20 protein-coding genes are annotated in these 25,173 nt (G+C 72.4%); 4 read left to right on the plus strand and 16 right to left on the minus strand.

Going from position 1 to position 25,173, the window contains the following annotated elements; genetic code table 11:
- Positions 1 to 52 precede the first annotated feature (52 nt).
- From IFT90_RS08300 to hutU, 5 genes are read right to left on the minus strand one after another with little or no spacing between them, the layout of a single operon-like run.
- The gene (locus tag IFT90_RS08300; RefSeq protein ID WP_192041783.1) at positions 53 to 643 is read right to left on the minus strand and encodes a HutD family protein; all 591 of its coding nucleotides are present in this window, start codon (positions 641 to 643) and stop codon (positions 53 to 55) included.
- A complete protein-coding gene (gene hutI, locus IFT90_RS08305) occupies positions 643 to 1,845 on the minus strand; it encodes an imidazolonepropionase (RefSeq protein WP_192041784.1) in 1,203 nt (400 codons plus the stop codon). The genes IFT90_RS08300 and hutI overlap by 1 nt, the downstream gene beginning before the upstream one ends.
- Entirely contained in the window at positions 1,842 to 3,356 is a 1,515-nt protein-coding gene (locus tag IFT90_RS08310) for a formimidoylglutamate deiminase (RefSeq protein ID WP_192041785.1), read from the minus strand. The genes hutI and IFT90_RS08310 overlap by 4 nt, the downstream gene beginning before the upstream one ends.
- Positions 3,353 to 4,660 (minus strand): allantoate amidohydrolase, encoded by a 1,308-nt coding sequence (locus IFT90_RS08315; RefSeq protein WP_192041786.1) that lies wholly within the window; start codon positions 4,658 to 4,660, stop codon positions 3,353 to 3,355. Before IFT90_RS08315 ends, IFT90_RS08310 begins: the two co-directional genes overlap by 4 nt.
- Entirely contained in the window at positions 4,644 to 6,389 is a 1,746-nt protein-coding gene (gene hutU / locus IFT90_RS08320; protein ID WP_371812191.1) for a urocanate hydratase, read from the minus strand. Before hutU ends, IFT90_RS08315 begins: the two co-directional genes overlap by 17 nt.
- Positions 6,390 to 6,587: 198 nt before the next feature.
- Here hutU and IFT90_RS08325 point away from each other — a divergent pair, with 198 nt between their 5' ends.
- On the plus strand, positions 6,588 to 8,150 hold the full coding sequence (locus IFT90_RS08325; RefSeq protein WP_192041787.1) for an aromatic amino acid ammonia-lyase: 1,563 nt from the start codon (positions 6,588 to 6,590) through the stop codon (positions 8,148 to 8,150).
- Positions 8,147 to 9,025: a MurR/RpiR family transcriptional regulator gene (locus IFT90_RS08330; RefSeq protein WP_371812192.1), complete on the plus strand. Its 879-nt coding sequence runs from the start codon at positions 8,147 to 8,149 to the stop codon at positions 9,023 to 9,025. Before IFT90_RS08325 ends, IFT90_RS08330 begins: the two co-directional genes overlap by 4 nt.
- Positions 9,026 to 9,042: 17 nt before the next feature.
- Here IFT90_RS08330 and IFT90_RS08335 read toward each other — a convergent pair whose 3' ends face one another.
- The gene (locus IFT90_RS08335) at positions 9,043 to 9,711 is read right to left on the minus strand and encodes a response regulator transcription factor (protein WP_192041788.1); all 669 of its coding nucleotides are present in this window, start codon (positions 9,709 to 9,711) and stop codon (positions 9,043 to 9,045) included.
- Positions 9,712 to 9,830: 119 nt separating this feature from the next.
- On the opposite strand from IFT90_RS08335, the gene IFT90_RS08340 reads away from it, so the two are divergent.
- Entirely contained in the window at positions 9,831 to 10,112 is a 282-nt protein-coding gene (locus tag IFT90_RS08340; protein ID WP_123546074.1) for a GlsB/YeaQ/YmgE family stress response membrane protein, read from the plus strand.
- A gap of 79 nt (positions 10,113 to 10,191) precedes the next feature.
- Here IFT90_RS08340 and IFT90_RS08345 read toward each other — a convergent pair whose 3' ends face one another.
- The 3 genes from IFT90_RS08345 to IFT90_RS08355 all read right to left on the minus strand — a co-directional run bounded on the left by IFT90_RS08345 (position 10,192) and on the right by IFT90_RS08355 (position 14,191).
- The gene (locus IFT90_RS08345) at positions 10,192 to 11,595 is read right to left on the minus strand and encodes a LamG-like jellyroll fold domain-containing protein (RefSeq protein WP_192041789.1); all 1,404 of its coding nucleotides are present in this window, start codon (positions 11,593 to 11,595) and stop codon (positions 10,192 to 10,194) included.
- A 44-nt stretch (positions 11,596 to 11,639) separates the two neighbouring features.
- The gene (locus IFT90_RS08350; RefSeq protein WP_192041790.1) at positions 11,640 to 12,245 is read right to left on the minus strand and encodes a hypothetical protein; all 606 of its coding nucleotides are present in this window, start codon (positions 12,243 to 12,245) and stop codon (positions 11,640 to 11,642) included.
- A 359-nt stretch (positions 12,246 to 12,604) separates the two neighbouring features.
- The gene (locus IFT90_RS08355) at positions 12,605 to 14,191 is read right to left on the minus strand and encodes a Na+/H+ antiporter (RefSeq protein WP_192041791.1); all 1,587 of its coding nucleotides are present in this window, start codon (positions 14,189 to 14,191) and stop codon (positions 12,605 to 12,607) included.
- An 88-nt stretch (positions 14,192 to 14,279) separates the two neighbouring features.
- On the opposite strand from IFT90_RS08355, the gene IFT90_RS17525 reads away from it, so the two are divergent.
- Entirely contained in the window at positions 14,280 to 14,525 is a 246-nt protein-coding gene (locus tag IFT90_RS17525; protein WP_371740962.1) for a hypothetical protein, read from the plus strand.
- Here the strand turns inward: IFT90_RS17525 and IFT90_RS08360 are convergent.
- The 7 genes from IFT90_RS08360 to IFT90_RS08390 all read right to left on the minus strand — a co-directional run bounded on the left by IFT90_RS08360 (position 14,522) and on the right by IFT90_RS08390 (position 25,067).
- Positions 14,522 to 15,532, minus strand: a complete 1,011-nt coding sequence (locus IFT90_RS08360) for a glycosyl hydrolase (protein WP_192041792.1) — start codon at positions 15,530 to 15,532, stop codon at positions 14,522 to 14,524. The two genes, IFT90_RS17525 and IFT90_RS08360, sit on opposite strands and share 4 nt — an antisense overlap.
- Positions 15,529 to 18,330 carry a carbohydrate binding domain-containing protein gene (locus tag IFT90_RS08365; RefSeq protein ID WP_192041793.1) on the minus strand — a complete coding sequence of 934 codons (2,802 nt, stop codon included), beginning with the start codon at positions 18,328 to 18,330 and terminating at the stop codon, positions 15,529 to 15,531. The genes IFT90_RS08360 and IFT90_RS08365 overlap by 4 nt, the downstream gene beginning before the upstream one ends.
- Positions 18,331 to 18,486: 156 nt before the next feature.
- A complete protein-coding gene (locus IFT90_RS08370; protein ID WP_192041794.1) occupies positions 18,487 to 19,455 on the minus strand; it encodes an ROK family protein in 969 nt (322 codons plus the stop codon).
- A gap of 2 nt (positions 19,456 to 19,457) precedes the next feature.
- A complete protein-coding gene (locus tag IFT90_RS08375; protein ID WP_192041795.1) occupies positions 19,458 to 21,956 on the minus strand; it encodes a glycoside hydrolase family 2 protein in 2,499 nt (832 codons plus the stop codon).
- Entirely contained in the window at positions 21,953 to 22,810 is an 858-nt protein-coding gene (locus tag IFT90_RS08380) for a carbohydrate ABC transporter permease (RefSeq protein WP_371740887.1), read from the minus strand. Before IFT90_RS08380 ends, IFT90_RS08375 begins: the two co-directional genes overlap by 4 nt.
- A complete protein-coding gene (locus tag IFT90_RS08385) occupies positions 22,807 to 23,775 on the minus strand; it encodes a carbohydrate ABC transporter permease (protein ID WP_192041796.1) in 969 nt (322 codons plus the stop codon). The genes IFT90_RS08380 and IFT90_RS08385 overlap by 4 nt, the downstream gene beginning before the upstream one ends.
- Positions 23,772 to 25,067 carry an ABC transporter substrate-binding protein gene (locus IFT90_RS08390; protein ID WP_192041797.1) on the minus strand — a complete coding sequence of 432 codons (1,296 nt, stop codon included), beginning with the start codon at positions 25,065 to 25,067 and terminating at the stop codon, positions 23,772 to 23,774. The genes IFT90_RS08385 and IFT90_RS08390 overlap by 4 nt, the downstream gene beginning before the upstream one ends.
- Positions 25,068 to 25,173 lie beyond the last annotated feature (106 nt).

Consider the following 25,173-nt stretch of genomic DNA (forward strand, 5'->3'; position numbering starts at 1 on the left):
CCCGACACGGCCCCCGCCCACAGGGGACGACGTCCCGTCGAGGAGGAGCGGCTCAGGAGCCGGGGTCGGCCACGGCGGAGATCCGTGCCACGGCGAGCACCCCGGTCCCGGCGACGGCCACGGTCGCGGGACCGGGCACCTGGAAGGCGTCGAGAGCACCCAGCACGTCGTTCCCGAGGCGTGCCTCCCCCGACACGACGACGGCCACGGCGACCTCGTGCGCCGCGAGCTCGAGCACGGCGGGGACCTCGACGGTCCGGAGCTGCCCCTCCGCGCTGCCTCGGCGGGTCATGAGGTTGAGGTCGAGTCCCTCGGCCGCGACGTCGACCGCCTCGACCGGCGACTCCCCCGCGAAGGCCAGCACCTCGAGGGCCTCGCCGTGCACCCGACGCCCGTCGACCACGAGGTCGAGACCCGCCTCCGACAGCGGCATCAGCAGGCGATCGACCCCCGCGAACTCCGAGAACGGCGCCGACCGGGCGATCGTCGCGATGCTGACCCGCCATGTCGGCTCCCGCCGCGTCGGCTCGCTCGAGCCGGCGGAGGACGGCGGCCCCTCGGCGACCACCGTCGTCGTCCCGGCGCCGTTCCGCCACGGCGCCACCGCGCGGACGGCGACCCGCAGCACGACGGGCTCCGCCATCAGGAGGCGCGCCCCGAGACGAGCTCCCCGCCGCGCCGGACCGACTCCACCAGCGGCACGCCCGGCCGGTACGCGAGGTGCACGAACGACGGCGCGTCGAGCACGAGGAGGTCCGCTGCCGCACCGACGGCGAGGTGGCCGACGTCGGTCCGTCGCAGCGCCGCCGCTCCCCCGGCGGTCGCGGACCACAGCGCCTCGGCCGGCGTCATGCCCATGTCGCGCACGGCCACCGCGATGCAGAACGGGATGCTCGTCGTGTAGCTCGACCCCGGGTTGCAGTCCGCGGCCAGGGCCACCGTCACCCCGGCCGCGAGCAGCCGTCGCGCGTCGGGGTAGCGAGCGCGGGTGGAGAACTCGGCCCCCGGCAGCAGGGTGGCGATCGTCGACGACGCGGCCAGTGCCTCCACGTCGTCGTCGCTCGCGTGGGTCACGTGGTCGACCGACGCCGCACCGAGCTCGACGCCGAGCTGGATGCCGCCGCCCGGTGCGAGCTGGCCGGCGTGCAGCCGCGGCGTCAGCCCTGCGGCCATCCCGGCGGTGAGGATCTCCCGCGTCTGGTCGACGTCGAACGCCCCGACGTCGCAGAAGACGTCGATCCACCGCGCGAGCGGCGCGCAGGCCTCGAGCATCTCGCCGACGACGAGCGCGACGTAGTCGTCGGGCCGCCCGGCGAACTCGGCGGGCACGACGTGGGCGCCCAGGAAGGTGGCCTCCGTCGTGACCGCCCGGACCGCCTCCAGGCTTCGGCGCTCGTCGTGCACGCTCAGCCCGTAGCCCGACTTGCTCTCGAGCGTGGTGGTGCCCTGCCGCAGCGCCTCGTCGGCGAGCCTCCGGACCGAGGCGGCGAGGTCGGCGTCGCTCGCCGACCTCGTGTGCGCCACGGTGCTCCGGATGCCGCCGGCGGAGTACGGCTCGCCGGCCATCCGGGCCGCGAACTCCTCGGACCGGTCGCCCGCGAACGCCAGGTGGGCGTGGCTGTCGACGAACCCGGGGACGACAGCCCGGCCGCCCAGGTCGACCACGGCGTCGGCGACCGACGACGGCATGCTCGCGGCGGGGCCGGTCCAGAGGACGCGGCCGCCGTCGAGGAGGACGGCGGCGTCGAGCACGACGCCGAGCGGCGAGTCGGACGCCTCGGCGTGCTCGTGCGTCGGGTCGTTCGTGACGAGCTGCGAGATGCCGGTCAGGGCGGTGACGGTCATGCGGGCGGGTCCTCTCGGCGAGCTCGGGCGGGTGGCGCGGGCACGGGCGGGGGCACGGGCCAGGGCACCGGCGACGGCTCGGGCGGCAGCACGGCCGCGATCGAGTCGCGCAGTGCGACGGCCGGCGACGCGATGCGCGCGTGTGCGCCGTCGCGCACGACCACCTCGCCGCCCACGACCACCGTGGCCACGTCCGACGCCGTGGCGGCGAAGACGACCGACTCGAGCAGCGAGTCGCCGCGCGCGTCCGCGAGGCGCACCGAGTCGAGCGACACGGTCGTGAAGTCGGCGAGGGCGCCGGGCGTGATCGTCCCGCCGTCGTCCCAGCCGAGCGACCTGGCCCCCTCGACGGTCGCCGCCGTCAGCAGCTGCGCGGCTCCGAACCAGCCGCGCCGACCGCTGACCAGGCGCTGTCCCGACTCGATGCCCCGCACCTCCTCGAGCAGGTCGACCACCGCGTGGCTGTCGCTGCCGACGGTGAGCGGCACGCCGGCCTCGACCAGCTCGGCGGCCGGTCCGATGCCGTCGGCGAGGTCGCGCTCGGTCGTGACGCAGAAGCAGGCCCAGGCGCCGCTCGCGGCGAGGTCGCCGACGTCGCGCGGCGTCAGGTGGGTGGCGTGGACGGCCGTCGCCCTGTGGTCGAGGACGCCGTGCCGACGGAGCAGCGCGACGGGGGTGGCGCCGAGGAGGCGCACGCAGTCCGCGTTCTCGGCCGGCTGTTCGGAGACGTGCACGTGCAGCGGTGCGCCGTGTCGGTGGGCCCAGGAGGCGACGGTGCCGAGTGCACGCTCGGGCACGGCCCGCACGGAGTGCACGGCGGCGCCGACCACGACGGTGGGCCCTGTCAGCGCGTCGCGGGTGGCCGTGGCACGGCGGGCCCAGTCCGCGGCGGTGCCGTCGCCGAAGCGGAGCTGCGCGGCCGACAGCGGGACGTGCACCTGCTCGACGTCGGGCCCGCTCTCGACCTCGCCTGCCCTGTCGGGCACGAACCCGCCGACCAGGTAGCAGGTGTCGAGCAGGGTCAGGCGGACGCCCGCGGTCGTCGCCGCCCGGACGAGCGCTCGCGACATCGCGATCGGGTCGTCGTGCGGCGTGCCGTCGGGGGTGTGGTGCACGTAGTGGAACTCGCCCACGGTCGTGACCCCGGCCAGCACCATCTCGGTGAACACCGCGGTCGCGAGGGCCTCGTAGTTCTCGGGCGTCAGCCGACCGGCGACGGACCACATGACGTCGCGCCAGGTCCAGAAGCTGCCGCTGCCGACCTGGGTCCGCCCGCGCAGCGCGCGGTGGAAGGCGTGCGAGTGCGAGTTCACCAGCCCCGGCAGGGTCACCCCGCGCAGGACGGTCGACCCCGCAGGAGGCGCGTCCACGTCGACCGCGACCGTCGCGATCCGATCGCCCGCGACCTCGACGACGACGCCGTGCCGCACCTCGCCCTGGCCGGGCCAGAGGTGCTCTGCCCAGAAGACCGACCGGTCCGGCTCGGCTGTCGGGCGACCCTCCCCGGTCACCGAGCGGCCTCGGCCGGGACGCCCCTGTCCGACACGACCTCGAGGGACTCGGTCAGCAGGTCGCGGAGCACGACGGTCAGCGCCTCCACGCCGTCGACGCAGTCCGACGCGTCGGCGTGCTCGTGCGGGCTGTGGCTGATCCCCGTCGGGTTCCGGACGAAGAGCATGGCCGTGGGCACGCGCGCGGCGAGGATCCCGGCGTCGTGCCCGGCGGCCGTCGGCAGGGTCGGCGCCGCGATCGACGCGGCGCCGAGCGACGACCGCAGCCGATCGCTCAGCGACGCGTCGAACTCGACCACGGGGGTGAAGCTGTCGTTCGTCACGGTGAGGCGGACGCCGTGGCCGGCCGCCGCCTCCTCGGCGACCCGTCGGAGGTCGTCGACCAGGCGGACGATGCCGACCTCGTCGGCCCCTCGGGCGTCGAGCCAGGCGTCGACCCGCGACGGGATCGCGTTCGTGCCGTTCGGGTCGACGCGGACCCTGCCGAAAGTCGTGACGGCCTGCGCCTCATCGGCCAGTCGACGGGCGGCGCCCACGGCCTCGGCGAACGGCAGCATCGGGTCGTGACGGTCGACGAGCCGCGTCGTCCCGGCATGGTTGCCCTCGCCCTCGAAGCAGAAGTGCCAGCGGCCGTGCGGCAGGATCGCACTCGCCACCCCGACCGACTCCTCGCCGAGGGCGAGGTGCACGCCCTGCTCGACGTGCAGCTCGACGAAGACCCCGATGCGGGCCAGGGCCGCCTCGTCGAGGCCGACGTGCTCCGGGGCGTGGCCCGCCGCGGACATCGCGTCGGCGAGGCTCGTGCCGTCGTCGTCGGTCAGCGAGAGCGCGTGGCCTGCGTCGACGGCGCCGGTCATGAGGCGCGACCCGAGGCAGGCGAGCCCGAACCGGGCCCCCTCCTCCTCGACGAAGTTCACCACGGCGAGCGGTCGCTCGGGCGCGAGGCCGGAGGCCCGGAGCGCGTCGACGGCGAGCAGGGCGCTGACGACGCCGAGCGGTCCGTCGAACGCCCCTCCGCCGGGCACGCTGTCGAGGTGGCTGCCCGTGACGACGGCGCCGTCCGCCGGGGCGCCCCACCAGGCCCACTGGTTGCCGTTGCGGTCGACCTCGACCTCGAGCCCGCGACGGGTCGCCTCCGCGACGAACCACTCGCGGAGCCCCAGGTCGACGCCCGTCCACGAGAACCGGTCGTAGCCGCCCGAGCGCGGGTCGCGGCCCACGCCCGCCAGGTCGCCCCAGACCCCGTCGAAGGAGGCGCGGAGCCGGTCGCGCTCGACGGTCGCGCCGCTACGGGCGAGGGCCATCGACCGTTCCCTCCGTGGCGTCGGCCGCGACGCTCTCGGTCGCCGGGCTCTCGGCGGGTGCTGGCTCCGGGACGCGACTCGCGCCTCCTGCACCCTGCTCCCGCATCGGGACGCGGACGCCGCGCTCGGCGGCGACCTCGACGGCTCGCTCGTAGCCGGCGTCGGCGTGGCGGATGACGCCCATGCCGGGGTCGGCGACGAGCACGCGCGCGAGCTTCTCCGCGGCGAGGTCCGTGCCGTCGGCCACGATGACCTGGCCGGCGTGGATCGAGCGGCCCATGCCGACGCCGCCGCCCTGGTGGATCGACACCCAGGTGGCCCCCGACGCGACGTTGACCATGGCGTTCAGGAGGGGCCAGTCGGCGATCGCGTCCGACCCGTCGAGCATCGCCTCCGTCTCGCGGTACGGCGACGCGACCGAGCCGGAGTCGAGGTGGTCACGGCCGATGACGATCGGCGCGGACAGCTCGCCCGACGCCACCATCTCGTTGAACTTCAGCCCGGCGAGGTGTCGTTCGCCGTAGCCGAGCCAGCAGATGCGGGCCGGGAGGCCCTGGAAGGCGACCCGCTCGCCCGCCATGGTGATCCACTTCCGCAGCGACTCGTTCTCGGGGAACAGCTCGAGGATCGCCTTGTCGGTCGCGGCGATGTCGGCCGGGTCGCCCGAGAGCGCAGCCCAGCGGAACGGCCCCTTGCCCTCGGCGAAGAGGGGACGGATGTACGCGGGCACGAACCCGGGGAACGCGAAGGCGCGGTCGTACCCTGCCGTGCGCGCCTCGCCGCGGATGCTGTTGCCGTAGTCGAAGACCACCGCACCGGCGTCCATGAAGCCGACCATCGCCTCCACGTGGGCCCGCATCGCCGCCTGGGCGCGGATCGTGAAGTCGGCCGGGTCGGCCGCGGCCTCGGCGGCCATGTCCTCGAAGCGGGTGCCGATCGGCAGGTAGGACAGCGGGTCGTGGGCCGAGGTCTGGTCGGTGACGATGTCGATCGGGGCCTCGCGGGCCAACAGCTCGGGCACCAGCTCGGCGGCGTTGCCGACCACGCCGATCGAGAGGGGCCGCTTCTCGTCGCGGGCGGCGATCGCCAGCTCGAGGGCCTCGTCGAGGTTCGCCGCCGCGACGTCGAGGTACCGGTGCTCGACGCGACGGTCGATGCGCGTCCGGTCGACGTCGATGCAGATCGCGACGCCGTCGTTCATCGTCACGGCCAGCGGCTGCGCACCTCCCATGCCCCCCACGCCCGCGGTCAGGGTGATCGTGCCGGCGAGCGTGCCGCCGAAGTCGGCGTCCGCGACCGCCGAGAACGTCTCGTAGGTGCCCTGGAGGATGCCCTGCGTGCCGATGTAGATCCAGGAGCCGGCGGTCATCTGGCCGTACATCATGAGGCCCAGCGCGTCCAGCTTGCGGAACTCCTCCCAGTTGGCCCAGTCGCCGACCAGGTTCGAGTTCGCGAGGAGCACGCGGGGCGACCACTCGTTCGTGCGGAACACGCCGACCGGCTTGCCCGACTGCACGAGCATCGTCTCGTCGTCGCCGAGGGTCCGGAGCGTCGCGACCATCGCGTCGAAGGCCTCCCACGAGCGGGCGGCCTTGCCGGTGCCGCCGTAGACGACGAGGTCGTCGGGGTGCTCGGCGACCTCGGGGTCGAGGTTGTTCATCAGCATCCGCAGGGCCGCCTCCTGCTGCCAGCCGCGGCAGCTGAGCTCGGTGCCTCGGGGGGCCGTCACCGGGCGGGGCCCGGACGGGACCGGTGCGAGGGACGTGTCCGCGGCGACTTCGGGGAGATTCGCGTCGATTGTCACGAGAGCTGCTTCCGTTCCGATCGTGAATGAGTTGATTCATGATGAGTAGATCATGAATACTTCGTCAATGGCCTCGACGATCAGTTCACGAGCCCGAAACAGCGAGGAGGCAGGGTGGCGACCATGACCGGGACGAACCGCATCACGCTGGACGGCACGCCGCTGCGCGTCGCCGACCTCGTGGCCCTCGCCGACCGGCACGCCGAGGTCACCGTCCCGGACAGCGCCCTCGAGCGCGTCCGGCTGTCGCACGAGACCCTCCTCGCCGCCCGGGACGCCGGCACCGTCTACGGCGCCAACACCGGCGTCGGCGCCAACCGCACCGTGGCGCTCGTCGACGAGGGCGAGGACCTGTCCGAGGAGGAGGTCCTCCGGGAGCAGACCGCGCACGGTCTGCGCCTCCTCCGCAGCCACGCCACCGGCATCGGCGAGGTCGAGGACGACCGCGTGACCCGCGCCGCCCTGGTGGTCCGCCTCAACCAGCTGCTCGCCGGCGGGTCCGGGGTCAGCCCCGCCGTGGTGCGGGGGCTGCTCGCCGCGGTCCGCGCCGACGCCCTCCCGACGTTCCACCGGACCGGCTCCGTCGGCACCGGCGACGTCACGGCCCTGGCCGAGCTCGCCCTGACGCTGATCGGCGAGCTGCCCTGGCGCTCGGGCACGGCCGAGCCCATCGTCTTCGCCCCCAGCGACTCCCTGCCGTTCATGAGCTCGAGCGCCGTCACGCTGGCGACGACCGCCCTCGCCGCCGACGTCGCGGCCCGGCAGCTCGACGCGGCCACGGTGGTCGCCGCGCTGAGCTTCCGTGCGTTGCGAGGCTCGGCGGAGGCGTTCGACGAGCAGGTGCACGCGGCCCGTCCGCATCCCGGTCAGGTGCAGGAGGCGGCGCGCCTGCGCTGGCTGACCGAGCGCGTCTCGGGCCCGCCCGCCGGCGCAGCCCGCCTGCAGGACCCGTTCGGGCTGCGAGCAGCCCCGCAGGTGCACGCCCCCGCCCGCACCGCCCTCTCGGTGCTGCTCGGCGCCCTCGACCGAGAACTCGGCGGGCCGGCGGAGAACCCCCTGGTGGTCGACGACGGGGTGCGGCACCACGGCCAGTTCCACCTCGCCACCCTCGCCTGGACGCTCGACGCGGCCAGGGTCGGGCTGCACCCCGTCTTCAGCTTGTCGACGAGCAGGCTCGGGCTGCTGATGCGGGCCGACATGACCGGGCTGCCCCCGTTCCTCGCCGACGCCCGGCGGAACGCGACCAGCTCCGGCCTGATGATCGTCGAGTACGTGGCGCAGGACGCGCTGGCCCACATGCGCGTCGACTCGGCACCCGTCACGAACGCCAGCGTGAGCGTCTCGCTGGGCCTCGAGGACCACGCGAGCTTCGCGATCCAGAGCACGCGGCTGCTGACGAGCCTGGTGCGCTCGGCCGGCGCCGTGCTGGCCGTCGAGCTGTTCGCGGCCGTCCGCGCCCTCCAGATGGCGCCCGACCGCGTGGCCGGGACGCGCCTCCTGCCGGTGTTCGAGCACCTGGTGAGCCTGATCGACCCGTCGACGGACGACCGTCCGCTCGGGCCGGACATCGAGCGGCTGGAGGCCGAGCTGCCCGGCCTCGGCGCCGTGCTCGCCGACTTCCCCGCCCGGCAGGCGCCGCCCTCGTCGCCGTCGGCCCTCTCGTCCCTGCAGGAAGGGACCTCGTGACCGACTCCGCCAGCACGCAGTCGCTCGACCGTGTGCGGTCGTGGCTGCTCGACCTGATGCACGCCCATCGCCTCTCGCCCACCCAGCGCCGCGTGGCGCAGCACATGCTCGACTCGCTGCCCGACGTGGCCTTCGCCTCGAGCGTCGACGTCGCCGAGGCGGCCGGGGTGAGCCAGCCCACGGTGACCCGCATGGCGACGGCGTTCGGGTTCTCGGGCTGGGCGGAGTTCCGCGCCGCAGCCCGGGAGCGCGTCCTCTCCGCGTCGCCGAGCGACAGCCCGTCGCCCGGCCCGGGCAGCATCCCCGCGGCCGCGCTCGCCCGCGAGCGGGACAACCTGAGCGCCCTCGAGCAGACCATCGCCTCCGACCGGATGACCCGTGCGGTCGACCTGCTCGCCGGGACGCGCCCCCTCGGCATCGTCGGCCTGAGGGTGTCCGCGTCGCTGGCGCACCACCTCGGCCACCTCGCGCAGAAGGTGCTGCCCGACGTCCGCGTCCTCGACGACGGCGCCTCGCTGATCGACGCCGTCACCCAGCTGCACCTCGACGGCGCGAGCGCGGTGCTGTTCGTCGTCATGCCCCGGCACCCGGACGCGACGGTGCGGGCCGTGGCCCACGCCCGGTCGCTCGGGCTGGCCACGGTCGGCATCGTCGACACTCCCCTCGTTCCGTTCGCCGACCTGCTCGACGTCGCACTGGTCGCCCCGGTGGGCACCGACCTCGTCTTCGACTCGCACGCCGCCGTGGTGACGCTGTCCATCGTGCTGCTCGACGCGCTCGCCCGACGGGACCCCCGGCGTACCCAGGCGCGGCTCGAGGCGCACGAGGAACTCGTCGCCACCTGGGAGCACGACGCCCGCCCGCGGCCCTCGTAGGAGGTACCCCCGAGTCCTCAGGGACCGCCGAGCCAGTGGTCGATCCGGTGGTGGTCGGGGCGGAAGCCGTTCTGCACGCCCCAGAGCACGGCCTGCGTGCGGCTGGTCGCACCGATGCGCCGGTAGACCGACCGGATGTACGACTTGACCGTGTTCGGGCTGAGGTAGGTCAGGGCGGCGACCTCGGCGTTGCTCTTGCCCTGCGTGATCAGCGCCAGGATCTCCGACTCGCGGTCGGTGATGCCCTCGCGGCGGCCCGGCCAGTCGAGGCCGGGGGCGCTCGGCGCACGGCCCCGGACGTCGCTGACGACCTGCTCGCCTCGGTGCACCGCCTCGAGCGCCTCCACGAGCTCACGCGCCGTGAGGGTCTTCGAGAGGTAGCCGTGCACGCCCTGCGCGAGGGCCGCCTCCACAAGCTCGGGGTGGAAGTTCCAGGTGTAGACGACCACCTTGCCGGCCGCGGGGTTCGCGACGAGCTCGGCGAGCTCGTGGTGGTCCGACTCCGGCTGGGCGAAGGAGTCGTAGAGGACGACGTCGACCTCGTCGGACAGCGCCGTCGTCGCGTCGATCTCGGTGACGACGACCCGGTCGCGGTACCGGTCGAACATGTGGGCGAGGCCGGCGAGCACGACGTCGTAGTCGTCGACGAGGGCGACGGTGATCGAGCGGGTCGGGGCGAGGGGCATGACGACACCATCCCACCCCGAGGGGTGTGCCGCCACACCTCCAGGGGTGGTCTGCTGAGCTGCGCGACTCCACGGCACCGACGGTGCCCGTCGCGCACCTCTCCCGGAAGGAGAACACCATGATCGGTCTCATCATCAGCCTGCTCGTCATCGGCCTCATCGCAGGGTTCATCGCCCGAGCGGTCGTCCCCGGGCGTCAGAGCCTCTCGATCGCCATGACGATCCTCCTCGGCGTCATCGGCTCGTTCGTCGGCGGGTTCCTCGGCTTCCTGCTGTTCCAGCACGACCCGACCGACGGCTTCTTCCAGCCCGCCGGCATCATCGGCTCGATCATCGGCGCGATCGTCGTCCTCGCGATCTGGGTCGCCGTCTCGGGACGCCGCAGCGCCGCCCGCCGCTAGGCGACGACCGCTGCCGTCGCGGGGGTGCGCCGGGCCGTCACGGACGTCCCGGCCCCTCGCCCCGTGGTGGTGAGCCCGCTCAGCGCCCGGCGGCGTGGCGGGCAGCCACGTCGGCCGCCGTCAGGGCGACGTCGTAGACCGCGGTGTTCTCGAGATCGCCTCGGTAGTGCGGACTGGACGGCGCCTCCGGCCACACTCCCCCCACCGTGTCGTAGCCGATCCGCCACCAGCCGAAGAAGTTCTCTGCCGAGGCCTGCGGCGAGGACGCCACCTGCGCCCCGTCCACGTACATGGCCATGCCGGACCCGTCGAGGGTGACGGTGGCGAGGTGCCACGCCCCGTCGGCGTAGGAGGCGGTGCTCGACATCGTGTACTGCTGACCGCTGTACACGCCGAAGACGAGCGTGCCCCGGTTCGTGAGGTAGAGGTGCCGGTCGTACTGGGTCGAGGCGCCCGCCTGGCTGTTGCCGAAGCCGACGAGCTTCCCCCCGGCTGTCGTCGTCGTCCGGAACCACGTCTCGATCGAGAAGACCTGGGGCGCCCTCAGCCGCTCGGGCGTCGTGACCTGCCCGGTCACCCCGTCGAGCGACAGCCACGGGCTCGGGTTCGACGCACAGCTCCCGCTCTGGATCACCGCCCCCTGGGTGAGCGTGCCCGCGCGCCCGTTGCCGCTGCTGTCCCGCAGCGACGTCCCGACGCCGTCGTTGTACTGGTACGCGAAGTGCGCCTGCGCGGCCACCGGGCGGTCGAGGCAGGCGAAACGGGAGGTGGCGAGGCTGCTCGCCGTCGAGGTCGTGCCGGCGAACGCGGAGTGGCTCGAGCCCACCACGAGCAGCAGGACGGCGACGCTGCCGACGACGGCGAGCGCCGTCCCCGACGCCCTGGCTGCCCAGGCCCCTGTGGTCACGGGGGCGCGCGCACGATGGCGGGACGGGCCGAGCGGGTCGACCACCTCCTCGTCGCCCCTCGGCTCGAGCCGTGTCAGGGCGATCAGCGCCAGCACGACCAGCGACGCCAGCAGGCCGCCGACCACGCGGTCGCCGCCGTGCCAGAGCATCGGGGAGCCGACCGCGGGCACGAGCAGGACGCCCACGCCGTGGACGTCCTCGACAGGGACCGGGCTCGAGTCGGCCGTCGCGTTGGCGTCGCCCTGCAGCCGGAGCCCGTCGGCGGTGCTCTCGACCAGCCGGTGCAGCCGCAGCTCGCCCGGTCGGTCGGGGTCGTCCACGAGCAGGACCTGCCCAGGGACGAGCTCGTCGGCACCGAGGGGCATCGCCACGACGACGTCGCCCGCGACGATCGTCGGCGCCATCGACCCCGAGACGACGGTGGTCGGCGACCAGCCCCAGAGGGCCGGCACGGCCGCCCAGAGGAGGAGGCACACCGCCGTCGTGAGGACCACCCGCGCACACGTCGCGACGCACAGGGCACCCCAGAAGGAGAGGGCGGTGCGCTCGTGCGGCGGCGTGGTGGTCGTGGTCATGACAGGGCTCCCGCTCCGGGTGGTCGACCGGGGTCGACCGGCGGTCAGCGGGTCTGGGCCTCCCAGGTGAAGGCGAGGGCGGCGCGGGAGTCCTGCCCGGTGTTCGGCGTGGCCGAGCTCAGCGTGTACGTGAACTGGAACGAGCGGGACTCGGGGGCGGTGCCCGACGGCGACCAGGTCGGCGCACCGGTCGCGTAGCCGGTGCGCTGGCTCGCGAAGTCCGCGAGCGTGCCCGACCAGACCTGGGGGTCCTGGGTCGCAGGCGTGAACCCGTCGCACGAGGCGCTAGACCCGCCGGTGCCCTGCACGATGCGCAGGTCGAGGTAGGACGAGAGCGAGTTCGTCGTCGTGGCCGAGGTGCCGTAGAGCCTGACCGCCGACGGCAGGGTGCCCTTGGACGTGACCGTCATGCACTTGCTCCCCGTGTCGCCCGGCTTCAGGCCCGACGCCGAGAACAGGGCGACGTCGGAGTCGTCGTCCGTGAGCTGGACGGTGCCGGTCGACCAGTTGCTGGTCGGGTTCGACGTGGTGGCGGAGAACGCCGAGTACGAGGCGGTCGAGATGATCGCGCCGGAGGCGATCACGGCGACGGGCAGGGCTGCCCAGCGGGCACGGCGCGTCCAGCGGGCGCGGCTGATCGTTCGGGACATGTCGGGAGGTCTCTCGGGTCGCGCCTCGGGAGCCCCCGGTGGTGCCGGTCGGGGAGGGACTCGCGAGGGTCGGCACGGTGCCGATGACGTGACGGTACCGACGGGTCGCCAGGGCGGTAAGGGCACGCGTGTCCCCAAAGAGGGGGATGCGCCTGTACCCCGACCCCACCTCCCCCCTTCGCCGCCCGCCGCGCCTGGTGATCCGGGGAGTTCCCGGCCGAGTCAGGTGCCGGCTGAACCTGCCGGGGAGGCGGTCTCTCCGGCGCGGCCGCGCGTCGCCACTCGTTCTTCGTACATCGGCCCGACCGGTCGCGCGGAGCCGTCGAGGCCGTGCACGGCCCGACGTGGCTCACCGTGTCCTAGTCGGACAGCTCGCCCGGGGCGAGCCGCACCTCCTCGGCGTCGAGCCTCGCCTGCACCTGGCGCAGCACCGTGTCGTCGATCCGCCCCTCGTCACGGAGGCGGACGACGGTGCCGCGCTTGCGGTGCAGCAGCTCGAGCCGCAGCTCCCGGTACTGCTGGTCGCGGCGCACGTCGTCGTCGTCCTCGGCCGAGACGTCGCCGGCCTCGACGACGCGCAGGTGCGCCTCCTGCTCCTCGCGGGCACGGTCCTCGACCTCCTGGTCCACCTCGAGGTCGCGGGCGACCTCGGCGAGGGCGTCCAGCGCCTCCTCGGCTGCGGTGGTCTCGGCGAGACGGCGCTCCTCGACGACGCCGGTGTCCTCGGGCAGCGACGCCCAGCGGACGACGGCGGGCAGCAGCAGCCCCTGCACGACCAGGGTCACGACGATGACGCCGGACGTCACGAAGACGATCATGTCGCGGTCGGGGAAGTCGTTCCCGGTCGTGAGCACGAGCGGCACGCCGAGCGCCGCCGCGAGCGAGACCGCGCCGCGGAACCCGGAGAGCCCGCTGAGGACCCGTGCCCGGTCGCTCACCCGCCGCAGGCGCTGCTGCGGCCGCCGGTCGACGGCCCGGATCGTGTACGCCGCCGTGAACAGGAAGACGATGCGGACGACGATCAGCGTGACGCTGATGACGACGACCGACAGGACGCCGGTGGCGACGAGACGCCCGTCCAGGCCCCGCACCGCCGTCTGCAGCTCGAGCCCCACGAGCACGAACAAGGAGGCGTTGAGCAAGAACGTCGACAGGCTCCAGAACGCGTCCGACTGGCGCCGGGTCGCGGCGCGGTCCCGTCGCGGTGCCGCCTGGCTCAGCGCCAGGCCCGCGATGACGACCGCCAGGACGCCGGACGACTCGACCGACTCGGCGACGAGGTAGGCGACGAACGGGGTCAGGATGGTGATCACCGTCTCCTGCAGCGGGTCGTCCAGGCGTGCCCGGACGCGCTTCACCGCCCAGGCCAGTGCCAGCCCGATGAGCGCACCTCCCCCGTAGGCGAGCAGGACGAGCCAGCTGATGCGCAGGGGCGTCGCCTCGTCCTCCCCCACGACGACCGCCACCGCCAGCCCGTAGATGACGAGCGCGGTGCCGTCGTTCACCAGGCTCTCGGCGCGCAGCGTCGTCACCGTGCGCCGCGGCAGCGACCTCGTGAAGGCACCGACGGCGGTCGCGTCGGTCGGGGCGACGGCCGCGCCGAGCACCCAGGCGGGACCCCACGGCATGCCGAGGAGGTGCGCGACGGTCGCCACCGCGGCCGCCGTCGCCACGACGAGCACCGTGCTCGTCAGCACGATGCCCCGGAGGTTCGCCCGGATCTCGCGCAGCGACGTCGTGAGGCTCTCCCAGAACAGCAGCGCCGGGAGGAAGAGGAAGAGCACGACCTCGGGCGGCAGCTGCACCTCGCGCAGGGCAGGCACGAAGCCGAGCAGGATCCCGCTCGCGAGCAACAGGATCGGCGGGGCGACGTGCAGACGGCTCGCCAGGCCGCTGCAGATGAGCACGGCGGCGCCGAGCACGACGACGATCTCGAGACCGAGCACGATGGTTCCTCACAGACGAGCGGGCCCTGGTGACCTGCGCACCCGACACAACTCGGTTCCCGGGCCGCCTGACACGCCTTGACAGTGCCTGTCTGACGGGTACTTCAGGGACCTCCCTCCTGGGCCCGCGCGTCTCCGAGAGCGCCCTCGCTGGGCGGCGCACGATGTCAGCTGCCGCTGCACCGGCTCCGAGAAGCTGAACCACCCCGTCGTCGGCGAGCTCGAGCTCTCGTCGAGGGCATGGAGCGCGCCGGAGCCGGATGAGGAGAAGGGGTGCCGGCACGTCGCGCGACGGCACCCCTCCTCTGCCCCGTGCCGGGCTCGTCCGAGCTAGGGAATGGCGATGTCTCCCTGGTGCAGGACGCGGGGGTCCGCGTAGGTGTCCTTGATCGCCTGTTGTGTGTTCGCGGACTCGAGCTGCTCCGACCAGTGCATGAACCACGTCCAGTTCGGCTGCGCGGCCAGGTGCGCCGACGTGGGCATCTTGCCGACCTCGCCCAGGGCGATCGGCTTCCCTGCCGCGATCGATTGCATCGTCTGGTATTCGGCTGCACTCGGGAAGGTCTTGTACCAGGCGTCCAGGGTGACGACGTCGACGTACGAGCTGCCCGGGTAGTAGCCGGCCAGTCCGCCGGCCGGGTTGTCCTGCACGTTCCAGGCCCAGACCAGGTTCGTCATGCCCTTCGTGCCGGCCAGGTAGTCGCGGGTGATCTGGTAGAGCTTCGCGGAGCCGGCCGATCCCGAACGTCCGCCCCACCAGGCCCACTGCTCGTTCATCTCGTGCAGCGGACGGAAGACGGCGGGCACGCCCGCATCCTTCAGCTGCTGCAGGTAGGGGACGACCTCGTCGAGTCGTGACTTCCACGCCGCGTTCAACGTCGTCCCATTCGTGGTCAGCTGCGACCACTGCGCGTCGGTGAGGTTCGCGTTGACGTCGTTCCACGAACACGACGACCCGACCGTCGGTGGGCAGACGTGCCACGTCAGCGAGACGAGCGCCCCGTTCTTCCACTCCGTCTTCGCCTGGTCGACGACACGCTGCCGGTTCGCCACGTCAGAGGCGGCGAAGAGGAAGTCCCCGCCCCAGAGCGCCGGGTAGACCCCGGTGATGTCCTTGACGCGCTGTGTGTACTGGCTCGGCTGCCCGGCGGGCTCCTTGTTGTGCTGCCCGCTGATGGTCTTCTGGCCCTTGATGCTCGCCAGGTAGTTCATCACCGTGCTCTTGCCGGTCGGGCTGAACGCCTCCGCCGGGGTCGCCGCGGGTGCGCCCACGGCGAGGATCCCCGCCAGGAGGAACGCCATGCCGGCCCCGAGGGCGGTGTGCTTCGGACGTGTGGTCATGATGCTTCTCCTCGCTCGACCACCGAGGTGGTCGTCGATGCGAGCCGACGTCGTCGTGCGGCCCGGAGTGCGACGGCACCGGCGATGACCGATGCCAGGGCGGCCAGGGCGAGCGCCGTGGTCGAGGTCGAGCCGGTGAAGGCGAGACCTGTGGAGGCGGTGGTCGCGGAGGCCGGGACGGTGCCGGTCCCGCTGACGGGCACCGCGCCTCCTGCACCGGACTCCGGACCTGCCGGCCCGGCACCGCTGCCCGGCGTACCGGGCGTGCTCGGCGTGCCCGGATCTGCAGGTACGACCGCGGCAGGGTCGACCATCGTGACGACGTCGTCCACGAGCAGCTCGCCAGCACCGTCGCCGCCGAGGTAGAACGCGAGCTGCGTCACGGTCGACGGGTCGAGGACGGCGTCGCCCGCCCAGGCAGGCGGCGCGAACGCGCTGAAGGGCACGTCGATCTGCTGCCAGCCCTCCCCCTCGACCGCGAGGGTGGTCTCGAAGTACGACCCGCCCGCCACGATCTGTACCGTCACGTCGTCACCGGCGGGGGCACGCAGCGAGAGCGAGAGGCCGGTGTAGCCCCACCAGTCCTGCGGCTCGGCGAGGGTGCGGACGACGCCCGCGTAGCCGGGGCCCGCGAGGTCGTAGGCGAACTGTCCTGCCTGGGAGCCCGTGGACGGGTTCTCGCCGAGGGTGGACGTGACGGCTCCGCCGCCGGTGTTGCGCACGTAGGTGCTGGTGAGGGCGGCGTCGTCGGCGTACTCCTCGAAGTCCTCCACGCCGAGCGCCTCCGTGGGGAGCGGACGCGTGGCGAAGGACGCCGTCGTGGGCACCGACGTCGTGGTGCCGACGCCGTTCACGGCCTCGACCGACCACCGGTAGGTCGTGCCGGGCACGAGCGTGACGTCGGGCCGGTACGACGTGCCCGTGAGACCGTCGGCCGAGGCCACGACGGTGCCCTCAGCGTTCGTGAGCGCGAAGCGGTAGTAGGCGGCATCGGTCGCGGCCGTCCAGGCGAAGTCCGGCGTCGAGGTGGTGCCCGTCGTCTCGTCGAGGGGCGCCTGGAGCGAGAACGCGCCGGGCGCCGTGGTGGGGTCGACGGCCGCGGACCGCAGGGTGGCCCGCGTGAGGTGCGCGTCTCCGGTCAACACGACGCGGACGTGGTCGTCGGCTAGGCCGTCGGCGACGACCGAGCCCTCGTCGGTGACGACCGTGGCGGCGGGCACCCACGTGCTGCCGTCCGCGCTGGTCTCGATGCGGGCGGCGCCCGGCTCGTCTACCTGGAACTCGGCACGGGTGAGCCCGGCGTGCTGCCAGGCCACCGTGCCGGATGTGCCGTCCGTCGCGATGACGGATCCTCCGTCAGGGTCGGCCGCGACCGTCACGCCGTCATGTTCGGACGAGAGGCGCCAGTCCTGCACGGGGTCGACGAGCACATCGCCGCCGTCCGGGTGGACGACATCGGACGCGGGTCCGGTCGTCCCCGCGCCGTCGAGTGCCCGGACCCGGTAGGAGGCGCCGGCCGGGGACTCGATGTCGGTGACGGTCCCGGCTGACGCGCCCAGTGCCTCCTCGGTGACGGTCGTCCACGGCTGGTCGTCGACCTGTCGCTCGACGACGTATCCGGCTGCGCCGGCGGTCCCGCGCCAGGTGATGGTCGAGATGCCCTGGGCTCGCTGCACGCTCGTCACGATCGGGGTCTCGAGAGGCAGGGCGGGCAGCACGACGCCGATGTCGCGGGCGTACTGGCGGATCGCCTCGGCCCGAGACTCCTCGGACGGCGTCCCTCCGGGCAGGTTGAAGGTGAACCCGTCGTCGTGGGGCACGAGGCCGGCGCGGTCGTCGTGGCCGAACAGCGACCAGACGAACATCCCGGAGACGGCCGGGTCCTGGGCGAGCGGGCTCAACAGCGCGGGCGTCGCCGCCGTCGAGGCGTACTCGCCGGCGATGTAGACCTTCCCGGCGGCGGTGACGGTCGCGGCATCGGCTGAGACGCGGGCGGCCGTCGGCGGGTAGTAGTGGACGTCGACGATGTCGAGCGCGGTCGCGGCGAGGGTGTCGGGGTCGATGTCGAACCGTCGGCCGGCGGCGACGAGCTGGGACGGGGCCTGTCGCTTGATGTGGGCGACCTGTTCGTCGATCCACGGGAGGGTCATGCCCTCGAGTTCGTTGCCGAGTTCCCAGGCCATGATGGTCGGGTCCTCGGCGTAGGGGACGCCGGTCAGCGCGTTGGTCCGCCCGACGACGTGGTCGACGTAGTCCTGGTAGGCGTCGATGGCCCGAGGGTCGGTGTAGAAGTCGGCGGACTCGAGGCCCAGGGGCGTCGTGAAGTCGCGGTGGCCGCCGTGGTAGTACTCCCACTCGTCGGTGAGCGGCAGGATGAGCCGCATGCCGAGCGACCCGGCGTAGGCGACGGCGAAGTCGATCGTGGCGAAGGCGTCGTCGTCGTACTCGCCCAGGCTCGGCATCAGCGCGAGCGTGTTCGCGTCGTCCTGGGCCGTCGAGGTGCCCATGTGCGAGCGGACGACGGTGATGCCGGCTCGGTGGGCCGAGTCGAGGGTGTCCTTGATGCGGAAGAAGGTGGGGTAGTCGACCCCGCCGACGTTCTCGTCGAGGCCGAGCCAGTAGATGTTGGCCCCGCTGGCCCGGAAGGTCTCTCCCCCGAGTTGGAGGCGTGACGCGTCCCGGGTGACGAACTCGGTGTTCTGGGTCGTCCACTCGGCGCGGGGCGCGGCGGACGCGGCCTCCGCCTGGTGTGGCGTCAGGGGTGCGAGCGAGCCGAGCAGGACGCCCGTGGCGACCACGGCACACACTCGGATCGACCGCCTCCGTGTCGGTCTCGGGGTCGTGCGGGACGGATGGTCGTGGCTGGGGACGCTGGTGGCGGTCGGTGTCGTCATCGGCGCTCAGGCTCCTTCGGCTGTGCGGTGATCAGGGCGCCCCGTTCGGGCCGCCCGGTGTCAGGTGGTGCTGACCAGCCGCCGTGTGTCGACCCGGTTCGGGTCGACCATGTCGGGGCGGTGGACGAGTGCGGCGGCTCCCAGCAAGGGAGCGGCGGATCCGAGGGCTGCCGGGACGATGAGCACCTCGGTGGCGTAGGGGAGCACGGTGGCTCGACGAGCCCCGTGGCGCACCAGGTCGACGTAGTCGGGCACGACCCCCGCGAAGCCGCCGCCGACGGCGACGGCGTCCAGGTCGAGCAGCGTGGTCGTGCCGGCGATCGCCTGGCCGACGGCGGCGGCGGATCGGTGGACGGCCGCCAGGGCGGTCGGCTCCCCGTCGGCGCACGACAGGGCGAGGTCCTCCCCCGAGGTCCCGGACCAGCCGTGGCTCCGGGCCCAGCGCACGGCGTTCGTCCCGGACGCGACGGCCTCGAGCGTGGTCGAGTCGGCCTCGCCTGCTTCCCCTCCGAAGCCGGCGACGTGGATCTGGCCGATGTGTCCGGCGTTCCCCGTCCTGCCCGACACCAGGGCGCCGCCGACGATCAGCCCACCGCCGACCCCCGTCGAGACCACCATGGACATCGTGTTCGCGAGCCCGGCCGTCGCTCCGAGCCAGTGCTCGGCGAGAGCGATGCAGGTGCCGTCCAGGCGAAGCCGGACCGGCAGGGCCTGGAGGCGGTCCTCGACTTCTCGGCGCAGGTCGAACCCGGCGAGGACGGGCAGGTTCTTCGGGCTCACCGTGCCCGCGACGAGGTCGACGGGGCCGGCCGACCCGATGCCAGCACCCACCAGCTCGCCGCCGGCCGGGAGGGCGGCCAGGGCACCGCCGACCACGGTGCCGACGGCACCCCGCAGCTCTACCCGCGAGGCCGCCGCGCCCGTGGCGGCGCGCACTCGGCTGCCCCCGACGATCCGGCCGTCGTCGTCGACGAGGGCAGCCTCGACCTTGGTGCCGCCGAGGTCGACTGCCAGGGCGAGCCTCGACATCGTCAGGCCCAGTCGACGACGAGCTGGTTCGACGTGCGGAGCACGCTCGCCGAGGTCAGCTGCTCGGGGGTGAGGTCGGCATCGATGCTCACGCGGAACGTCACGGACTCCCCGGGCAGCAGGGTGACCATCATGTCGTCGACGACGGCGTGCACGTCGACCTTGTCGACGAGCAGCGTCACGTCGCGAGCCAAGGAGGCGCTGGTCACCACGACGTCGTAGCCGCCGTCGACCGCGGTGACGGCCGTCGTCAGGTCGGCGGCGGTCAGGGCCGAGTCACGCTGTTCGACCGGGAACCACAGCCCCCGCTCGGCGCCGACCGTGGCGACCATCAGCTCGCGGGCCGGATCGCCGAAGGCGGCGACCTCGGCGGGGATCGCGACCGTGGTGGTGGTGCGGGCGTCGAGCGCCAGGTCGACCGTCGCGGAGGCGAGCACCTCGCCCTCGTAGGAGAGCCTCTGGAGGACGACCTGCGCCTCCCACGCCTCGGGCGAGTCGTTCGAGACGGCGGCGGCGAGGTCGTCGCCGCGCGGCTGGATCGTGACGAGGCGGTCGGCGTAGACGTGCTTGAGGGCGTAGAGCAGCGGCTTGGCGCGTCCGTAGCCGTCGACGGCTGCCCAGGAGGTGACGGGCCAGCAGTCGTTCAGCTGCCAGACGATCGAGCCCATCGTGGTGGGGCTCCACGACCGCCAGTGCTCGATGGCGAAGGCGACGGCGTGGGCCTGGTTCAGCGACATCGCCCAGTGCCAGTCCTCGGTGTCGTCGGGCAGCGGGAGATGCGCGACGAGGCCGTCGGTCAGCTTGTCGTTGCCGTCGGTCGCCTTCTGGTGCCAGATCATGCCGGGCGACTCGGGCGTCAGGGGCGAGTCGGAGATCGACTGCTGGATCGTGGACCAGGTCGCGGGGCCCTGCCAGCCGAACTCGGCGACGAAACGGGGCACGGTGTCGCGGTAGTGCGGGTAGTCGACGCGGTTCCACAGCTCCCAGAGGTGCACCGAGCCGTGCTCGATCTCGTTCGCCGGTCGTCCGGGGTCGCCCGACCAGGGGCTGCCCGGCGTGTAGGACCGCTCGGGGTCGAGTTCGGCGACGAGTCGTGGCAGCAGGTCGAGGTAGTAGCCGAGGCCCCACGTGCGACCCTGGAGGCGCTTCTCCCAGCCCCATTCCTCGAAGCCCCAGATGTTCTCGTTGTTGCCGTTCCAGAGCACGAGGCTCGGGTGGGACATCAGGCGCGTCACGTTGTCGCGGACCTCGGCCTCGACCTCGCCGCGGAGCGGCTCCTCCTCGGCGTAGGAGGCGCAGGCGAAGAGGAAGTCCTGCCAGGTCATGATGCCGCGTTCGTCGCACAGCTCGTAGAAGTCGTCGGACTCGTAGTAGCCGCCGCCCCAGACGCGCAGCAGGTTCATGTTCGCGAACTCGGCCTGGTCGAGGCGGGCGGCGACGCGGTCGCGGGTGACGCGGGTGACGAAGGCGTCGTCGGGGATCCAGTTCGCGCCCCTGGTCCAGACCGGCTGGCCGTTGACGACGACCCGGAAGCTGGTGCCCTCGGAGTCGGGCTCGAGTTCGACGACGACCGTGCGGAAGCCGATGCGGGTCGACCAGGCGGCGGCGGGCCGGTCGTCGACGCCGAGGTCGACGGCGAGGTCGTAGAGGACGGCGTCGCCGTGACCGCGGGGCCACCAGAGCGCGACGTCGGCGACGTCGAGGTCGACGACGGCCTCGGTCGCGCCCGGGGAGACGTCGACGCTGGCCGTGTCTGCCTCGGCTCCGTCGGGGCTCGTCACGGAGCCGGAGACGGTCACCGCGGCGTCGGACCCGGCCGACCTCTCGATCGTGACATGGGCGCGGACGTGGCCCGCGCCTCCGTCGGTCGTCACGACGGGGCGGACGCTGTCGACGCGGGCGCCCGACCAGGAGTGCAGGGTCACGGGCTTGTGGATGCCCGAGGAGGCGGCGTCGAGGCCCCAGTCCCAGCCGAAGTTGCAGGCCGCCTTGCGGATGGCGTTGAAGGGGTGGAAGTAGGTGTGCGGCCGGTAGCCGATGTCGAGGCTGGCCTGGTCGGCGTAGGCGACGGGCGAGGCGAAGTGGACGACGAGGTCGTTGTCGCCGTCGACGAGCACACCGTCGGCCGGGAGGCGGTAGGTGCGGTGCTGGTTGACGGTGCGTGCCAGCTCGGTGCCGTTGAGGGTGACCGTGGCGACGGTGTCGAGGCCCTCGAACACGAGGTCGTGGCGGTCGTGGCCGTCGGGACCCCACGTGAACGTGGTGCGGTACTCCCAGTCGCTCTCGCCGATCCAGGTGACCTTCTGCTCGTTGCGGTCGAGGTAGGGGTCGGGGATGAGGCCGGCGGCGAGGAGGTCCGTGTGGACGAGGCCGGGCACCGTCGCGGGGACGGTCGCCGCGGCGATCTCGGCGGGCACCGGGCCGCCGGTCGAGCGGACGGACCAGCCGTCGTGCAGCGGGCGGCGGGTCTCGGTCGCGGTGGTGGGGAAGGTGGTGGTCACTTGGTGGCTCCTGCCGTGAGGCCGTTGTAGATGTATCGCTGGAGGAAGAGGAAGGCGACGAGGGTGGGGACGATCACGAGCAGCGTCCCGGCCGCGATGACCTCCCACTGCGCGCCGAAGGGGCCCATGAAGCGGAACAGGGAGGTCGAGATGACGCCGAGGTCCTGTGAGGGCATGTAGAGGAACGGGATGTAGAACTCGTTGTAGACCGCGATGCCCTTGATGATGACCACCGTCGCGATGGCCGGCTTGAGCAGGGGCAGGACGATCCGCCAGTAGACGGTGAAGCGGCTCGCGCCGTCGAGCATCGCGGCCTCGTCGAGCGAGACGGGGATCGACTGCATGAACTGCAGGAAGATGTAGATCGCGACGATGTCGGTCCCCATGAAGATGAGGATCGCCGCGCCCCGGGTGTTGAAGAGGTCGAGGGCGCTGATCACCTGGAAGGTGGCGACCTGCGTCGTGACCGACGGCACGAGGGTCGCGAGCAGGAACCCCCCGAGCACGAGCTTCCGGCCGCGGAAGCGGAACCGGTCGATGGCGTAGGCGGCCATCGTGCCGATCAGGATGGTCCCGACGACGGACACGACGAGGATGATCCCCGTGTTGACGAAGCCCATCAGCATGCCGCCCTGGGTGAAGGCGGTGACGAAGTTGTCGAGGTTGAGCCAGTTGCCGGGCGGGGTGAGCGGGGTCGAGGTCCGATACTCCTCGTCCGTCTTGAAGGCGAGCATGACGATGGTGACGAGCGGGACGAGGGCCGCGAGGCACGCGAGCAGGAGGCTGACGTACTTGACGGTCGTCCCGGTGCGGGCGAGCGTGCGCGAACGGGTGAGCGACGCGGTGGTGGTCACGAGGCGTCCTCCTTCTTCTCGTCGGGGAACAGCAGCCGCTGCACCGCGGTGATGACGAGCACGATGACGAGCAGGACCACGGCCATGGCGGAGGCGAGGCCCACTTTCGAGAAGCGGAACGCGGTGTCGACGGTCTGGATGACGAACGTCTCCGACCCGTTGGCGCCTCCGGTCATGATGTAGGGCATCTCGAACGCGGAGAGGGCGCCGGCGATCGCGAGGATGAACGACAGGCCGAGGATGCGTCGGATGCTGGGCACGATGATGTAGAGGAACTTGTGCCACGACGTCGCGCCGTCGAGGTCGGCCGCCTCGTACTGCTCGGACGGGACCGATTGGATCGCGCCCAGGAAGAGCACGAAGTTCAGGCCCATGTAGCGCCAGACGCTCGTGGCGGCGAGCGAGGTGTTGACGACCCCGGGGTCGCCGAGCCACTGCGGGGTGTTCTCGACGCCGACCAGGGCGGCGAGGGCGTCGAGGGTGCCGCCGGGACGGAAGAAGTAGAGGAAGACGAGGCCGATCGCGACCCCGTTGATGAGGTACGGGAAGAAGATGATCCCCTTGAACAGGTTCGAGAAGCGGGTCGTGAAGCTGAGGAGGGTCGCGAAGTACAGGGCCAGGACGAGCTGGGCGATGGCGCCGGCCAGGTAGAAGAGGCTGACGAAGAAGACCTGGAAGATCTCGGGCCGGGTGAAGATCTCGACGAAGTTCTCGGGGCCGACGAACTCCTTGACCGGCGACAGGCCGTCCCAGTCGGTGACGCTGTACCAGAGCAGGTTCGCGACCGGCACGTAGGTCAGGAGAAGAAGGAACGCCAGCGGCACGACGAGGAACAGCCACGGGGTGGCGCGCAGGCCGCGCCGGCCCACGCGCCCGGCCGGGCCGGCGCCGGGGCGGGTGCCCCGGCGCCGGCCGCCGTCGGTGACGGTCGCCGCGACCTCGGGAGGCGAGGCGAGCTGGGTCATTCGGAGACCTTCTCCTGCGCTGCGGCCCAGCGGTCGTTGAGGTCGGAGAAGAACGAGTCCTCGTCGCCGTCGGCGGCGCCGCGGGCGGTGTCGATCAGCTTCTGACGGTAGGTGTTGCCGAAGATGTCGATCTCCGCCTCGTTGGCGATGTCGGTGAGCAGCGCCTCCTTGCCGACCGGGTCGGGAGCCAGCTCGAGGTACTGGACGTCGAGGGCGGTGAAGTCCGAGAGGGTGTCAGGCTCGGGGTCGCTCTTGACGGGGCTGATGGCTCCCTGGCTCTCGGCGTAGCCGGACTCGTTCGTGAACCAGTCGACCCAGGCCTTCGCGGTCGCTTTGTTGTCGCTGTTCTTGCTGACGCCGAGGACCTTGTCGCTGGCCGTCACCGAGGTGAACTGGCCGTCGACCTGCCAGGGCATCGGCCAGAAGCCGATGTCGTCGCGGGAGGCACCGGCGGCCTCGGCGGCGTCCTGCATCTGGCTGACGGCCCAGGAGCCGAGGACCATCGAGCCGATCTTGCCCTGGGCGAGGAGGTTCTTGGACTCCTCCCAGTTGGTCGTGGTCGGGTCGGCCTCGCTGAGGCCGGCCTCCACGGTCTGGAAGAGCAGGTCGTCGATCTTGTACTGGTCGGTGCCCTCCGTCCAAGGGGCGTCGTCCTCGGCCATCTCCATGCGGACCTCGGGACCCTGGGTGGCGCCGAGGTTGCCCTCGATGGTCGCCAGCGGCCAGCCGTCGGCGTAGTTCGTGTAGTACGGGTCGGCGTCGGTCTTGTCGCGGATGGCCTGCAGGTCGGTGAGGTACTCCTCCTGTGTCGTCGGGGCCTCGGTGACGCCGGCGTCGGCCCAGACCTTCTTGTTGACGACCATGCCCATGGCGGAGCCGAAGGTCGAGATGCCGTAGACCTGACCGTCGTACGCGCCTGCGTCGACGAAGCGGTACTTCTCGCTCATCTCGTCCACCGTGCCGAGGGGCTCGAAGAAGCTCGAGTACTGGTCCTTCGTGACGTTCGAGCTGGGGATGAGCAGCGCGTCGCCGTAGTCCTTCGAGTTCAGGCGGATCTTGACGTCGCCCTCGTAGTCGGTCAGCGCCTCGAACTTCACGCTCGTGCCCGGGTACTTGTCCTCGAACGTCTTCGCGTAGTCGGCGAAGGTCGTGTCGACGAGGTCGGTGCGGTTGGTGAGCACGGTGATCTCGCCCGAGGGGTCCCCGTCGTCGTTGGACGCCGACGAGCAGCCGCTGAGGCTGATCGCGGTGAGCGAGACCATCGCCATGCCCATGAGTGCTGTCTTCTTCATGCGTTCGAACTCCTTCGTTCGTGGGTGCCGGCGAGGTGCCTCGGCCGTTCTGTCCGGCAGGTCTCGGCGGGTGCGAGCTTGTCGGGTGCCTCAGCTTCGTCTGCAT

It is taken from the genome of Frigoribacterium sp. CFBP 8766 (assembly GCF_014841435.1).
Taxonomy (GTDB): domain Bacteria; phylum Actinomycetota; class Actinomycetes; order Actinomycetales; family Microbacteriaceae; genus Frigoribacterium.